The following is a 14334-nucleotide window of genomic DNA, read 5'->3' as shown; positions in this document are numbered from 1 at the left end:
TTTTCATTTTCCGTGTTACTTTTTGCCGATCTTGGGCTCGGTGCCTTTGCGGATGCGGGCGATGTTGGCGCGGTGGGTCCAGAAGATCAGCAAGGTCAGCACCGCCCCCAGCGCCACCATGTGGCCATAGCCCAACAGCACCATCCAGACCGAGGACATCGCTGCGGCCATCAAGGCCGAGAAGGACGAAATGCGCACAACGGCTGCCGTCAGCAGCCAGGTCGCGCAGGCGGCCAGGCCAACCGGCCAGGCCAGTCCCAGCAGAAGACCCAGGAAAGTCGCAACGCCTTTACCGCCCTTGAATTTCAGCCAGACGGGGAAACAGTGGCCCAAAAAGGCCATGCCGCCCGCCAGCTGCGCGGCATCCTCGGCGGCGAAGGCACGGGCCAGCAGCACGGCGGCGGCGCCTTTGCCTCCATCCAACAGCAGCGTCAGGAACGCCGCCAGTTTGTTGCCAGTGCGCAGCACGTTGGTGGCGCCAATGTTGCCCGATCCGATCGAGCGCAGGTTCCCCAGGCCCATTACTTTGGCCAGCACCATCCCGAACGGGATCGAGCCCAGCCCATAGCCAATCACAGCCCAGAGCAGAAGAACGGTTTGTGCAGAGGTTATCTCGGGCATCACAGCTCTCCGAACACTTGGGTGCCGGACACGAAGGTCGCCAGGACTTTGCCCTGCATCCGTGCGCCGTCAAACGGGGTGTTCTTGGATTTCGACAGAAGTTTCGAGCGGTCCATGACAAAGGGCGCCTCTGCGTCGAACAGCACCAGATCGGCGGGGGCGCCGGTGGTCAGGCGGCCTCCGGGCAGGCCAAGGCGATCAGCCGGGTTCAGCGACATGGCGCGGAACAGCTGCGGCAGGGTCAGGTCGCCCGCGTGATACAGGCGCAGGGCTGCGGGCAGGAAGGTCTCCAGCCCGACGGCGCCGGCGGCGGCCTCTTCGAAAGGCAGCCGTTTGGATTCTTCGTCTTGCGGCGTATGCATCGAACTGATGGTGTCGATCAGCCCGTGGCGGACGGCCTCGACCACGGCCAAACGGTCATCTTCGGACCGCAAGGGCGGCTTGACCTTGAAGAAGGTGCGATAGTCGGCCACGTCCAGCTCGTTCAGGGTCAGATGGTGGATCGAGGTCCCGGCAGTGATGTCCAGCCCATTGCGCTTGGCGCGCTCCAGTGCGGGCAGGGCGCGGGCTGTGGTGATCTGGTCGGCGTGGTATTTCGCGCCGGTCATTTCCAGCAGCGCAATGTCGCGGTCCAGCCCCATGCGTTCAGCCATGGGCGTGACGGCGGGCAGGCCGCGCAGCGACGCGAATTTGCCACTGGTCACAGCCGCGCCCTTGGACAGGATCGGTTCCTGCGGATGGGCGATCACCAGCGCGTTCAGCGATTTGGCATAGGTCAGCGCGCGGCTGAGAACCTTGGTATTTGTGACCACATGATCACCATCCGAGAAGGCCACCGCGCCTGCATCCAGCAAAAAGCCCAGCTCGGTCATCTCGCGGCCCTCGCGGCCCTTGGTCAGTGCGGCCATGGGCACAACATTCACCGGCGCGGCTTCTTGTGCGCGTCGGGTAACGAATTCCAGTGTTTCGGGGCTGTCGATGGCAGGCAGCGTATCGGGGCGGGTGACGATGGTAGTCACGCCCCCGGCGGCAGCGGCCTGGCCCGCGGATTTGAAGGATTCCTTGTGGCGCTCGCCCGGCTCGCACACTTTCACGCCGATATCCACGATCCCCGGCGCCAGATATTTGCCGCGCCCGTCAATAACCCTTGCGCCCTCGGGGATCGCGATTTCTGCCCCATGCGCCGCGATCTTGCCGTCTTGCATCAGGATCGAGCCATGCTCGACCGCGCTGGCCTGAGGGTCGATCATGTGGACGTTGGTGATCAGGGTCGTGGTCATGAGGTCTCCCCTTTCAGGGCTTGGGTCAAGGCCGCGTCCAACGCGGGCATGTTCTGGGCGGCGATAGGCCAGGTCAGGCTCCAACTGCGCATGACGCCCGTTTGACTGTTCAGGTGTAACACGCCGGGCAGGTTTAGCGCACGGCGCAGCGGGCCGCGGGTCAGGGTGTAATCGACAGTGGTCCCGAACGAAAGAGCCTGCTCGATCTTGCCCTGAAAACGGGTGGCCTGACCTTGGGCGATCTGGAAACGGATGCGGCGGCGGTCGACAAATCGAGTGACCAGCCAGGGCATAAGGATCAACAGCAGCCCGATCAGAATGCCGGGCAGGGGCGCATCATATCGCATCGACAGGCCAAACCCACCCAGAACGCCCAGAATAGCGGGCATCGGGCCTTTGGCAGTCAGGCCGTACAGGGGATGGGTGGAAACGACCTCGTCCAGTGTTTGCGACCATAGCGTCATGCGTGGCTCTCCTGTCGGTCGGCGCGCTGGATGTCACGCATCATGTTATAGACGGCGCGCCCGTCCCGGATTCGCTGAAACCCGATGCGGTGCGTGCGGGTGCGGCCTTTGACACGGTAGTCCTCAGAGGCGAACAGGACCGTGTCCAGTTTACCCTCTTCCAGCGACAGCGATGTACCGGCGGTGATCGGAAAGCTTTTAAGGCGGCGCGTGGCCCATGGAAAATCGGTGGCGATAAAGGCACGTTGATTGGACAGGGAATACCACGTGTAGCGGGCCTTGATACCGGGCCAGAAAACTCCGCTACCCATGACGCCGACCCCGGCAAAGAAATGGATCAGGCCGAACATCCAGAAGATCCCTCCGGTCGAGGCCGCACCAATCATCCAGAACACGGCAAACCCCGAGAAGAACAGCCCGAAGATCAGCTTGCCAAAGGCCGAGGGCGTCAGAACAGGCGCGGTATCCGGGCGTCCCTGCCACAGGATTTCCTCGCCGTCGTTCAGGATGCCCTGCCAGCCCGTGGTCATACGCGCCCCCCAGATTGTGCGCGCTCGATCGCGGCGCGGGTGGCGGATTTGTCGCCTAGGTATTTCAGCAGATGCTTGTCGCCAGACAGGGTGATGACCTGCAGGGCCGATCCAAGCGAGCGGAATTGCTTAATCTCAGACAGGCGCACGCTGCGCCCCTGCGGGCCCATCAGGCGCTGATTGGTCAGGTCCCAGCGGGCCTTCAGCTCGTCCGAGGCCACATAGAACGCCCGCACGGCGATCGCCGCTAGCCCGCCAATCGCGCCGGTCCACAGATGTGGGTTGCCCATGAAAAACAGGATCGCCATGCCCGCAGCCATCGCAATTGCGGCCATCCATGCATGGTCGCGCCAATAGGTGGCCCGGTCAGAATGGATCTGCAGCAGCAGCTCTTCGCCGTCTTGCAGTTCGTAATTTGGGGTCAGCGAACCGTACATGTCAGCCTCCGTGCCGGGACAGCGTGAAAATCAGAGCGCCCAGCGCGATGCCGATCAACGGCAAGGCCCAGCCCAGCCAGCGCGGGAATTTCGGGGCGTTCGGGTCGGGGCCAATGTCGCCCAGGGTTCCCTTGGCCGCGTCCGTCTGGATCGGTGCCAGGTCCAGTTCGGGCCGGGGTTCGGACCATGTGCCCAACCAGCGCAGCGGATGGTGCAGCCGCAGTGTCTGCGCCTTGCCACGAAACGCTCGGGACGAGATCAGCGCCACATACCCGCGAATATTATTCAGCACCGTGCGGTCGTCTTTCAGGTCATCGGGTTCGATGTTGTAGGCCTCGGTCAGGTAGTTGGCCAGGCCCATGTCATCCAGCTGTTTGACCGGAAAGATCTCAACGTACGAGGGATTCAGGTCATAGATCCCCAAAGCCGAGATCAGCGGCCAGCCCTCGCGTTCGAAATCGGCGAAATCGTCGATTTCTTCGGGGGGCAGGTCCACCGAGAACAGGCGCACGACGCCTGTTTCACTGGCTGGAACCTCGATGCGGTCGCTCACACCATCACCTCGGTTGCGCGGCGGGCAGCGCGCAGGTTACGGGCCAGCAGGTCCATCGCGGCCATGCGCACGGCGACGCCCATTTCCACCTGTTCCTGGATCACCGAGCGGTTGATGTCGTCGGCGATCTCGCCGTCGATTTCAACGCCGCGGTTCATCGGGCCGGGGTGCATGACGATGGCGTCATCCTTGGCGACGCTCAGTTTCTCGGCGTCCAGACCGTAGCGGTGATAGTATTCGCGTTCCGAGGGGATAAAGCCGCCATCCATGCGTTCGCGTTGCAGGCGCAACATCATCACGACGTCCACGTCCTGCAGACCCTCGTGCATGTCGTGATAAACCTCGCAGCCGAACTGGTCGATTTGGCTGGGCATCAGCGTCGGCGGGCCGACCAGACGAATGCGGTTCTCCATCTTGCCCAGCAGGATCAGGTTTGAGCGGGCCACGCGTGAATGGGCGATGTCGCCGCAAATCGCGATGTTCAGCCGGTGCAGGCGTCCCTTGGCGCGGCGAATGGTCAGCGCGTCCAGCAGGGCCTGCGTGGGGTGTTCGTGTTTGCCGTCACCCGCGTTCAGCACGGCGCAGTTCACCTTTTGCGCCAGCAGGTCCACGGCGCCGGAATGGGGGTGGCGCACCACCAGCAGATCGGGGTGCATCGCGTTCAGCGTCAGCGCCGTGTCGATCAGGGTTTCCCCCTTTTTGATCGAGGACGCCTGCATCGCCATGTTCATCACATCCGCGCCCAGACGCTTGCCCGCCAGCTCGAAACTGGCCTGCGTGCGGGTCGAGTTTTCGAAGAACATGTTGATCTGCGTCAGCCCGTCCAGCGCGTCGGAATGTTTGACATCGCGCCGGTTCAGATCGACGTATTGATCGGCCAGGTCCAGGATGGCGGTGATCTCGGTCGGGTGGAGGGGCTCGATCCCCAGAAGATGCTTTTGCGTGAACGTCATCGCCGCCTCCAGAATTGCTTGATCTGCTTATAAGTGGGGCCATGGCAAGGGGCAAGATAAGGCAGCGCCGCAGAGGCCCGATTTGCTGGCTTTCGCAGGGGCGCGGGCCGGGATAGGGTTAGGCGCATGGAATCGGCGATGGACTATCATACGGCGCTTGCCCTTCTAGAGTGGCAGATCGAGCTGGGCGCAGACGAGGCGCTGGCCGATACCCCCATTGATCGCTATGCCGCCGCCGAAGAGGCGCGCCAGCAGGCCAAGGCTGCTCCGGCGCCCAAGAAGGGACAGCCAGCGCCGCCAGCGCCCAAGCCCAAGATTGATCCGGTTTCCGTGGCCGAGGATATGGCCGCGCGGGTGCGATCTTTGGACGAGCTGCGCGCCGCTATGCAGCAGTTTGAACATTGCGAGCTGAAACGCGGTGCCCGGAACCTTGTGTTCTGTGACGGCCATGCTGCAGCCCGCGTGATGATCATTGGCGAGGCTCCGGGTCGGGATGAGGACCGCGAGGGGCGCCCCTTCGTGGGCCGCGCCGGGCAGTTGCTGGACCGGATGCTTGAGGCGATCGGGATGGATCGTCGTTCCGAAGACGCCTCAAAGGCGGTCTATATCACAAACGTCCTGCCTTGGCGGCCGCCGCAAAACCGCGACCCCAAGCCCGAGGAAATCCAGATGCTGCTGCCGTTCCTGCGCAAGCATGTGGAACTTGTCAAACCTGATGTCGTGGTTCTGATGGGGAATATTTCGTGTCAGGCGGGGCTGGGTAAACGCGGCATCACCCGACTGCGCGGCCAGTGGACCGAGGCCTACGGCGCCCCGGCGCTGCCCATGTTCCACCCGGCCTATCTGCTACGCCAACCCCATGCAAAACGCGAGGCTTGGGCGGATTTGCTAAGCCTGAAGGCGCGGCTTGAGGGGCTGTAATGGACCCGATCACCCTTTTGGCTTTTGTCCCCGCCGCATTGGCGCTGAACCTGACGCCGGGCGCGGATATGATGTTCTGCCTGGGGCAGGGGCTGCGCAGCGGGCCAGGCCCCGCGATCGCCGCCAGCGGAGGCATCGCGATGGGGGGATGCGTACATGCCTTGGCAGCCGGATTAGGGCTCAGCGCCGTTGTTTCGACCATGCCCGGCGCGTTTGATCTCATCCGCTGGGTCGGCGTGGCATACCTGTTGTGGGTGGCGTGGCAGTCCTTGCGCGCTGGCCCTGCACGTGGATCGGTGCAGGGCGTTTCAGCCCGCCGCGCCTTTGCCCAAGGCTTCATCGTCAACCTGACCAACCCCAAGGTGATCCTGTTCGTGCTGGCCTTTGTCCCGCAATTCGTGGATCCCGCAGGCGCGGTGCTGCCGCAATTCCTGATTTTCGGGGTCGTTCTGTCGGTGGGAGGGTTCATCATCAACGGGCTGGTCGGCATCTTTGCGGGCGGGATTGGCCGCAAACTGACCGGGGACGCCCGATTTGCCACATGGCTGGGCCGGATCAGCGCGGGCATATTCGTGGCATTGGCGGCGCGTTTGGCGTTGATGCAGAGGGGATAGACATGGCGCGGATCGACGACAGCAAAGAGTTCATTCCGGTGCGGATCGCGATCCTGACGGTCTCGGATACGCGGGGTCTGGATCAGGATAAATCCGGTCAAACCCTGGTGGACCGGCTGCAAGGGGCAGGGCACATTCTGGCCGACCGCCAGATCATCCGCGACGAACGTGACCAGATTGCCGAACAGCTGCGGACATGGATCGCGGACCCCGAAGTGGACGTGATCATCTCGACCGGGGGAACGGGCCTGACCGGGCGCGACGTCACGGTCGAGGCGCATCGCGACGTCTATGAAAAAGAGATCGACGCGTTCGGGACGGTGTTCACCATGGTCTCGATGCAGAAAATCGGGACATCAGCGGTGCAAAGCCGCGCCACGGGCGGCGTTGCTGGCGGCACCTATCTGTTTGCGCTGCCCGGCAGCAGCGGCGCCTGCAAGGACGCGTGGGACGAGATCTTGCAATACCAGCTGGATTACCGCCACATGCCTTGCAACTTTGTCGAAATTTTTCCGCGCCTCGAAGAACATAAGCGACGGAAGTGATCGCGCCCGGCGTAACAGGCTTGTGCCTTGGAAATCCGCCACAAGCCGCTAAGTTGCTGTGTCAGCCCTTTGTGTGGCCCGAAATATAGGTGAATACAGATGCGATTCTTGCGCCAAAGTTTGACCGGTCTTTTCCTGGCGGCCGTAACGCTGGGGCTATTGGTCTATGCGGGCTCGATGGTGTTTGACGCCCTTGAAAAACGCATGTCCCGCGAGGCCCGCGCCCCTCAGGTTCGCGAAAGGGTCTTTGCAGTGAACGTTGTGTCAGCGGTGCCGCAGACCGTCCGCCCCGAGCTAAGCGCCTATGGCGAGGTTCAGTCCATGCGCACGCTGCAAATTCGCGCGGCGGTGCGTGGCACGGTGATCGAACTGGCCGACGGCTTTGCCGAAGGCGGGTTGGTCAAGGCTGGCGACGTGCTGGTGCGGATCGATCCGTCTGACGCCAAGGCCGCGCTGGAACGCACAGAAGCTGATCATCAGGACGCCGAGCTGGAAACCCGCGAGGCCGCCCGCGCTTTGATCCTTGCCCGTGATGAACTGGTCGCGACCGAGGAACAGGCTGCCCTGCGAGAGCGCGCTTTCAAACGGGCGCAGGATCTGGCCGAGCGCGGCGTCGCCACCGAGGCCACCGTGGAAACCGCCGAGCTTGCAGCCTCAAGTGCGCGTCAGGCCGTGGTTTCGCGCCGTCAATCGCTGGCCCTGGCCGAGGCGCGCGTCGATCAGGCCGCCACCAAGCTTAGCCGCGCAGGGATTGCCCTGGCCGAGGCCAAGCGCACCTTGGCCGACACGGTGATTCACGCAGAATTTGACGGTACGCTTAGTAATGTCGACGTGGTCGCCGGCGGGCTTGTCTCGCAGAACGAGGTGCTGGCCGAACTGGTGGATGGCAACGCGCTTGAGGTTTCGTTCCGGGTGTCGACTTCGCAATACGCGCGGTTGCTGGATGACGGGGGGCAGCTTGCCAAATCGCCCGTGTCGGTCGTGCTGAACCTCTATGGGGAAAACCTGACCGCCAGCGGCCAGATTGACCGTGACAGCGCCGCCGTGGGCGAGGGGCAGACCGGCCGTCTGATCTTTGCCCGGCTGGAAAACGCACGTGGGTTGAAGCCCGGTGATTTCGTAAGCGTGGCCGTGCAGGAACCGCCCATAGAACGTGTTGTGCGTCTGCCCGCAACCGCGCTGGATGCCGCTGACCGGGTGCTGATCCTGGGCGAGGGCGACCGGCTGCAATCGGTGCAGGTGCGCCTGATCCGTCGACAAGGCGATGATGTGCTGGTACGCTCGCCTGAATTGGCCGGGCAAGAGGTCGTGACCCAACGCTCGCCGTTGTTGGGCGCCGGTATCAAGGTGCGTCCGCTGCGCGGCGAGGCAGCCAGCCAGATCGAAGAACCCGAAATGCTGGAGCTCAGCGCCGAGCGCCGCGCCAAACTGGTGGCTTTCGTACAGTCCAACACCCGCATGCCCGCCGAGATCCGCGCGCGACTGCTGCGCGGGCTTGAGCAGGAAAAGGTGCCCGCTGAAATGGTCGAACGGCTTGAAGCCCGGATGGGGGGCTGATCGATGATCCGCGCCATTCCCCCTGCGGCAGGCGGCCTGCTGTCCTATTTTACCCGGCACAAGACGGCGGCGAACCTGCTGCTGGTGGTGCTGATCGTTCTGGGCATGGCGGCAGTGCCGCGGATGCGGGCTCAGTTCTTCCCCGATGTGATCTTGGATGATGTCACCGTCAGCGTGAAGTGGGACGGGGCCGGCGCCGAAGATGTGGACGCCGCAATCGTACAGGTGCTGGAACCTGCTTTGCTGGTGGTCGAGGGCGTGGCCAGCAGCGAAAGCCGCAGCTCGGAAGGGATCGCGCGGATCGAGCTGGAGTTCGAGCCGGGCTGGGACATGTCCCGCGCCGCAGATGACGTGCAATCGGCCGTGGACACGGTGACCACCCTGCCCGAAGAGGCCGATGACCCCGTGGTCAAGCGCGGCGTTTGGCGCGACCGGGTGACGGATGTGGTGATCTCGGGGCCGGTGGGCTCCGATCAGCTTGGGCTGTTCGCGGACGAGCTGGTCACGCGTCTTTTCGCCGAGGGTGTCACCCGCACGACCATCCGCGGTGTCGCTGCTAACCAGATCATGGTCGAAGTGCCCAGCCTGAACCTGATGGCACATGACGTCACCATCGCCCAGATCGCGGCTGCCATCGCCGAAGAGGTGGATGCCGATCCCGCAGGTGATGTCAGTGGCGGCAATGCGCGCGTGCGCACGGGGGTCGAGAAACGCTCGGTCCGCGAGATCGCGGATATCGCGCTGCGCACCCGCGATGATGGCTCGACCTTGACGGTGGGGGATGTGGCGCAGGTCAGCCTGTTGGGCAGCGACCGCAACCGCGTGTATTTCGTGGGCGATCACCCGGCTGTTTCGGTGCGGGTGGACCGCTCCGACACCGGGGATGCGATCAAGATCCAGGCGCAGGTCCAAGAGGTCGCGGACCAGATGGCGGCCACGTTGCCTCAGGGCGTCAGCGTCGAACTGATCCGCACCCGCGCCGAATCCATCACGGCGCGTTTGAACCTGCTTAAGGACAATGGCCTGTTGGGTCTTGGGCTTGTGCTGATCCTTCTGTTCTTGTTCCTGAACGCGCGGACGGCCTTTTGGGTGGCGGCAGGCATTCCGGTATCGATGCTGACGGCGATCGCGTTGATGTATGCCGCCGGCCTGACCATCAACATGATCAGCCTGTTCGGCCTGATCATCACGCTTGGCATCGTGGTGGATGACGCCATCGTGGTTGGCGAACATGCTGATCACTTGTCCCGCAATGGCCACAGCCCGACGGGTGCTGCAGAAACGGCTGCGCGGCGGATGGCACTGCCGGTTTTTTCGGCCACGCTGACGACGATTATTGCGTTTTTCGGCCTGACAGCCGTGGGCGGCCGGTTTGGTGATCTGATCCGCGATATCCCCTTTACCGTGATCGTGGTTCTGATGGCCTCGTTGATCGAGTGTTTCCTGATCCTGCCCAACCACATGGCCCACGCCTTGAAACATGCCGCCAAAGAGCGCTGGTACGATTGGCCCTCGCGCACCGTGAACAAGGGGTTCCGCTGGGTGCGCACCAACATGTTCCGTCCGCTGACGGCGGCGGTGATCCGGGCGCGTTATGCCGTGATCGCGCTGGCGGTTGTGTTGCTGGCCAGCCAAGTGGCGGTGTTTATCCGCGGCGACGTCCAATGGCGGTTCTTCAATGCGCCCGAACGGGGCAGCGTGACGGGGAATTTCTCGATGCTGCCTGGCGCCACCCGCGAGGACAGCCTGGCCATGATGCGCGAAATGCAGCGCGCGACCGAGGCCCTGGGCGCTGAATTTGAGAAACGCCACGGCACAAACCCGCTGGACTATGTGATTGCCGAAGTGGGGGGAAATGCCGGGCGACCCTTGCCCGGCGCCGACACCAAGGACGCGGATCTTCTGGGTGGCATCTCGATCGAGCTGATCGACGCCGACTTGCGCCCGTATTCCAGTTTCGCTTTTGTGGCTGAACTGCAAGACGCGGTGCGCCGCCATCCTATGGTCGAGACGATCAGCTTCCGTGGTTGGCGGTCAGGCCCCGGCGGCGAGGCGCTGGACGTGCAGTTCTACGGGGCCAGTGCTGAAACGCTGAAAGCGGCCAGCGAGGCCCTGCAACAAGAGCTGCTGCGCTTTCCCGAAGTGTCCGCTGTCGAGGACAACCTGGCCTATGACAAGGACGAGATCATCCTTGAGCTGACCCCGCAAGGGCAGGCGCTGGGCTTTACCATCGACGGGCTGGGTCGCGTGCTGAGGCACCGTCTGAACGGTCTTGAGGCCGCAACATTTCCAGACGGGCCGCGCAGTGCCTCGATCCGGGTGGAACTGCCTGACGAGGAACTGGCCGCCGATTTCCTTGAAACCATGCAGCTGCGAACGGGTCAGGGTGAATATGTTCCGCTGGCCGATATTGTCAGCGTCGACATCCGCTCGGGCTTTTCGACGGTGCGGCGGGAAAACGGGCTTCGGCTGATCTCGGTCACCGGGGATGTGTCCGAGGATGATCCTGCCCGCGCCGAGGAAATCAACCGTCTTCTGGAAACCGAGATCCTGCCCAAGATCGCCAGTGAAAAGCAGGTGGAATGGCGCATGTCCGGCCTGTCCGAACAAGAAGACGCCTTTCTAAGCGACGCCATGACCGGCCTGACCCTGTGCCTTGTGGGGATCTATCTGGTGCTGGCGTGGGTGTTCTCCAGCTGGACGCGCCCGGTGGTGGTGATGGCGATCATTCCCTTCGGGCTGGTGGGCACGATCTATGGTCATGTTCTGTGGGATGTGCCGCTGTCCATGTTCACCGTCGTCGGGTTGATTGGGATGACGGGGATCATCATCAACGACTCGATCGTTCTGGTGACCACCATCGATGAATATGCCGCCGAACGCGGCGTGATCCCCGCCATTGTCGAGGGCGCCTCGGATCGATTGCGCCCGGTGATACTGACCACGCTGACCACGGTGTTGGGGCTGGCACCGCTGCTGTATGAGACCTCGCAACAGGCGGCGTTCCTGCGGCCGACAGTGATCACGCTGGTTTATGGGCTGGGGTTCGGAATGCTGCTGGTGCTGATCGTGGTGCCTGCGCTGATTGCGATTCAGCATGACTTGCGTCGCTATTTCACGGCGCTTCGCCGCTCGGCAAGGGTGCGGGGCGTGTGGGTGCCGATGGGCGCGTCCGTGCTGGCACTTGGCGCATGGCTGGGCCTGACCATGGGCTGGTCCTTGGTTGCCGGGCAGGTGCATCCGGCGCTGGCAAACCTGCCAGCCGCCCAAACGTCAGATGGGTTGGGCCTGTTCCTGCTAGGCGCCCTGGCAATCGTGGTGGGGATGTATGTGGTTTCGCTGCTGGTGAGGGTCCTGCGCCGCACTGCCTGACCTAGTCGGCAGGGCAGCCCTGGATATCCACTGCATGGTCACTGCCCAGAACAGTCAACCGCAAGCCTGAACGGTCCAACGCAAAGCTTTCCTGGGTCATGTGGATCAACTCGGTCCGGATGGTCAGGGTGTCGCCGCTGCGTTGGGTTTCGGCCTCGGCCACCCAGATGTCAGGGTCCGAGGTTTCCACGACCGTGTATTCATGGACCCCCGCGGGCGGCATTTGCACGCTGGCTGACAGGGTCAGACCATCCTCGGACAGGGAGATGTCGCAGCTCACGCGCCCAACCCCGGCCATCTGAGCGGTGTAAGGCTGGTCCTTCAGCGCGGCTGAAATTGTGGTATCGCGCAGCTGCTCCAGCGGTAGCGCGGCATCAAAGCCCAGATCCGCAGGCACGCAGACATCTTTGCAGATCCCGATCTGCAGCTGGCCGGACAGGGCGATGGGTTGCCCCTGCTCGTTCGGTGTCAGAACAATCGGCAGTATCAGTTGATCCTTGTACCCGACCGACGTCATCCCGTTTTGCGAAAACACCAGCGGCGTGGGCCAGACTGGCATGATCTTGGCCAGGTTTTCAGACCCGGACCAATCAATCAACGGCGGAATGCCGGCATCCCCCGGCGCGCGCCAATAGGTCTTCCATCCCGGTGCCAGATTGATCTTAAGGGCGGCCACATGGGTGCCATCGGCACTGCGCCAACCGGGCAGCACCTCAAGCGCAACAACCTGTTGCGTCCCCGATTGGGCGGTGGCCAGCGGGGCGGACAGGCCAAGCGCCGCCAGCGAAAACATAAGAGCAGATCTGATCATCCTTCCGATGTGGGCTAAAAACCGGTCAATTCCAACTCACATTCCGGCGAGCTTATGTGGCAAACCGCCCAACCGTGGTTTTTGTGTCGCGGGTGCTGGACCCGGGCGGCGAGGGTTCTTATCTTTTAGAGATGGACACAGAAAACGCCCCGCTGAACCTGACCGGAAAGCTTTTGATCGCGATGCCCGCCATGGGCGATCCGCGGTTCGAGCAATCAGTGGTGCTGATTTGCGCCCACTCTGACGAGGGGGCGATGGGCCTGATCGTCAACAAACCCACCGGCGAGGTTGCGCTGTCGGATATGCTCGAACAACTCTCGATCGACCATGGACCGGAAAGTCGGCAGCTTGATGTTTCTTTTGGCGGTCCGGTCGAGCAAACCCGGGGCTTTGTTCTGCACTCGCTAGATTATGTAAGCAATGTCAATACCTTGAAGGTTCAAAGCGTCTTTGGCCTGACGGCGACGCTGGACATTCTTGAGGCGTTGGCCAAAGGCCGCGGGCCGGAACGGGCGCTTGTGGCCATCGGATATGCGGGATGGGGGCCGGGCCAGTTGGAAGACGAACTTAGCCAGAATGCCTGGCTAACCTGTGATGCCAATATGGAGCTGGTGTTCGACCTGCCCGACCAGGGCAAATGGGACGGTGCATTGAAGTCACTGGGGGTGGATGCGTTGATGCTGTCCTCGGACGCGGGACATGCCTAAGCGTCCCTCGGGGCCGCTGCACGGGCCAGACGGTCATTTATTGCAACCCCCAGGCCTTTCATTGGAATCGGGCTGACAGCAATTCCCGCAGGATCCATCGCGTCCAGCGCATGCAGATGGTGGAACAGATTCGCCGCGGCCTCGACCAAGTCTTCGGTTTCAGACAGATTCAGCGTGCAGGGGACCGGGCCAAAGCCCAGCAAAACCTCGTCTTCGGCCACCTCGGTGGCGTTCAGGCGCACGCGTGCCCCCGGCGCATAATGCGACAGCATCTGGCCGGGAGCCGTGAGCGGATCGGCTTTGTCACGCAAGGCAAGCGGAGCGCCCAGCACAGCCTCGATATCTTCGGTTGCAACGCCGCCAGGACGCAGCAGCATCGGCACGCCGGACAGGCCCACGATGGTGGATTCCACGCCGACGGGGCAGGGGCCACCGTCCAGAATACCCTCGATCCGGCCTGACAAACCGTCGATGACATGCTGCGCCGTGGTGGGGCTGATCTTGCCTGAAGGATTGGCGGATGGGGCCGCGACAGGGCCGTCAAAGGTTTCCAGTAACGCCTGGGCAATCGGGTGGGCAGGCACACGTATCGCCAGTGTTGGCAAATCCGCAGTGACCAGCGGCGAAAGGCCCGCATCGGCCCTAAGCGGCAGCACCAGCGTCAGGGCCCCTGGCCAAAACGCGTCGGACAGCTGCTGCGCAGTGTCCGACCATTCAACATAGCGCTGCGCCACCTGGGCCGAAGCCACATGCACGATCAGCGGATTGAAATGCGGGCGACCCTTGGCCTGAAAAATCCGCGCCACGGCGTGATCATTGCGCGCATCAGCACCCAAGCCGTACACGGTCTCGGTTGGCAGGGCGATCAGTCCCCCGGCGGAAAGCGTTTCCGCTGCGCGGGCGATGCCCGACGGCTTGGGGGTCAGGATAAGGGTTTCGAGGGCAGACATGGCCTTTGACGCGGCGTTT

Annotated in this window: 15 protein-coding genes; 6 read left to right on the top strand and 9 right to left on the bottom strand. The window is 63.1% G+C overall.

The window, feature by feature from the left end; all coding sequences use genetic code 11:
- Positions 1–15 precede the first annotated feature (15 nt).
- From plsY to ACOQOQ_RS01360, 7 genes are read right to left on the bottom strand one after another with little or no spacing between them, the layout of a single operon-like run.
- Positions 16–621 (bottom strand): glycerol-3-phosphate 1-O-acyltransferase PlsY, encoded by a 606-nt coding sequence (gene plsY, locus ACOQOQ_RS01390; protein ID WP_420568374.1) that lies wholly within the window; start codon positions 619–621, stop codon positions 16–18.
- Entirely contained in the window at positions 621–1901 is a 1281-nt protein-coding gene (gene pyrC / locus ACOQOQ_RS01385) for a dihydroorotase (protein WP_420568373.1), read from the bottom strand. Before pyrC ends, plsY begins: the two co-directional genes overlap by 1 nt.
- Positions 1898–2365 (bottom strand): hypothetical protein, encoded by a 468-nt coding sequence (locus tag ACOQOQ_RS01380; protein ID WP_420568372.1) that lies wholly within the window; start codon positions 2363–2365, stop codon positions 1898–1900. The genes pyrC and ACOQOQ_RS01380 overlap by 4 nt, the downstream gene beginning before the upstream one ends.
- On the bottom strand, positions 2362–2895 hold the full coding sequence (locus ACOQOQ_RS01375) for an aspartate carbamoyltransferase catalytic subunit (protein WP_420568371.1): 534 nt from the start codon (positions 2893–2895) through the stop codon (positions 2362–2364). The genes ACOQOQ_RS01380 and ACOQOQ_RS01375 overlap by 4 nt, the downstream gene beginning before the upstream one ends.
- The gene (locus tag ACOQOQ_RS01370) at positions 2892–3332 is read right to left on the bottom strand and encodes a hypothetical protein (RefSeq protein WP_420568370.1); all 441 of its coding nucleotides are present in this window, start codon (positions 3330–3332) and stop codon (positions 2892–2894) included. The genes ACOQOQ_RS01375 and ACOQOQ_RS01370 overlap by 4 nt, the downstream gene beginning before the upstream one ends.
- Before the next feature lies 1 nt (position 3333).
- Positions 3334–3885 (bottom strand): hypothetical protein, encoded by a 552-nt coding sequence (locus tag ACOQOQ_RS01365; RefSeq protein ID WP_420568369.1) that lies wholly within the window; start codon positions 3883–3885, stop codon positions 3334–3336.
- The gene (locus tag ACOQOQ_RS01360; RefSeq protein WP_420568368.1) at positions 3882–4838 is read right to left on the bottom strand and encodes an aspartate carbamoyltransferase catalytic subunit; all 957 of its coding nucleotides are present in this window, start codon (positions 4836–4838) and stop codon (positions 3882–3884) included. The genes ACOQOQ_RS01365 and ACOQOQ_RS01360 overlap by 4 nt, the downstream gene beginning before the upstream one ends.
- Before the next feature lie 126 nt (positions 4839–4964).
- On the opposite strand from ACOQOQ_RS01360, the gene ACOQOQ_RS01355 reads away from it, so the two are divergent.
- From ACOQOQ_RS01355 to ACOQOQ_RS01335, 5 genes are all read left to right on the top strand, one after another.
- On the top strand, positions 4965–5759 hold the full coding sequence (locus ACOQOQ_RS01355) for a uracil-DNA glycosylase (protein WP_420568367.1): 795 nt from the start codon (positions 4965–4967) through the stop codon (positions 5757–5759).
- Complete coding sequence (locus tag ACOQOQ_RS01350; protein WP_420568366.1) at positions 5759–6373, top strand: LysE family translocator; 615 nt, start codon at positions 5759–5761, stop codon at positions 6371–6373. The genes ACOQOQ_RS01355 and ACOQOQ_RS01350 overlap by 1 nt, the downstream gene beginning before the upstream one ends.
- A gap of 2 nt (positions 6374–6375) precedes the next feature.
- Positions 6376–6918 carry a molybdenum cofactor biosynthesis protein B gene (gene moaB / locus ACOQOQ_RS01345; protein ID WP_420568365.1) on the top strand — a complete coding sequence of 181 codons (543 nt, stop codon included), beginning with the start codon at positions 6376–6378 and terminating at the stop codon, positions 6916–6918.
- Between the two features lie 99 nt (positions 6919–7017).
- Positions 7018–8475 carry an efflux RND transporter periplasmic adaptor subunit gene (locus ACOQOQ_RS01340; protein ID WP_420568364.1) on the top strand — a complete coding sequence of 486 codons (1458 nt, stop codon included), beginning with the start codon at positions 7018–7020 and terminating at the stop codon, positions 8473–8475.
- A gap of 3 nt (positions 8476–8478) precedes the next feature.
- Complete coding sequence (locus ACOQOQ_RS01335; RefSeq protein ID WP_420568363.1) at positions 8479–11847, top strand: efflux RND transporter permease subunit; 3369 nt, start codon at positions 8479–8481, stop codon at positions 11845–11847.
- 1 nt (position 11848) lies between these two features.
- Here the strand turns inward: ACOQOQ_RS01335 and ACOQOQ_RS01330 are convergent, their stop codons facing one another.
- Complete coding sequence (locus tag ACOQOQ_RS01330) at positions 11849–12658, bottom strand: protein-disulfide reductase DsbD domain-containing protein (RefSeq protein ID WP_420568362.1); 810 nt, start codon at positions 12656–12658, stop codon at positions 11849–11851.
- A gap of 131 nt (positions 12659–12789) precedes the next feature.
- Between ACOQOQ_RS01330 and ACOQOQ_RS01325 the strand changes: the two genes are divergently transcribed.
- Entirely contained in the window at positions 12790–13365 is a 576-nt protein-coding gene (locus ACOQOQ_RS01325; protein WP_420569709.1) for a YqgE/AlgH family protein, read from the top strand.
- On the opposite strand, the gene ACOQOQ_RS01320 is transcribed toward ACOQOQ_RS01325, so the two are convergent.
- Positions 13362–14315: an L-threonylcarbamoyladenylate synthase gene (locus ACOQOQ_RS01320; protein ID WP_420568361.1), complete on the bottom strand. Its 954-nt coding sequence runs from the start codon at positions 14313–14315 to the stop codon at positions 13362–13364. The genes ACOQOQ_RS01325 and ACOQOQ_RS01320 overlap by 4 nt on opposite strands.
- Between the last annotated feature and the right edge of the window lie 19 nt (positions 14316–14334).

Origin of the sequence: Thalassovita sp. (assembly GCF_965218685.1) — a bacterium.
Lineage (GTDB): Bacteria > Pseudomonadota > Alphaproteobacteria > Rhodobacterales > Rhodobacteraceae > Thalassobius.
The sequence above is the reverse complement of the archived record's forward strand: the minus strand, read 5'-3'. Positions and strand labels throughout refer to the sequence as shown.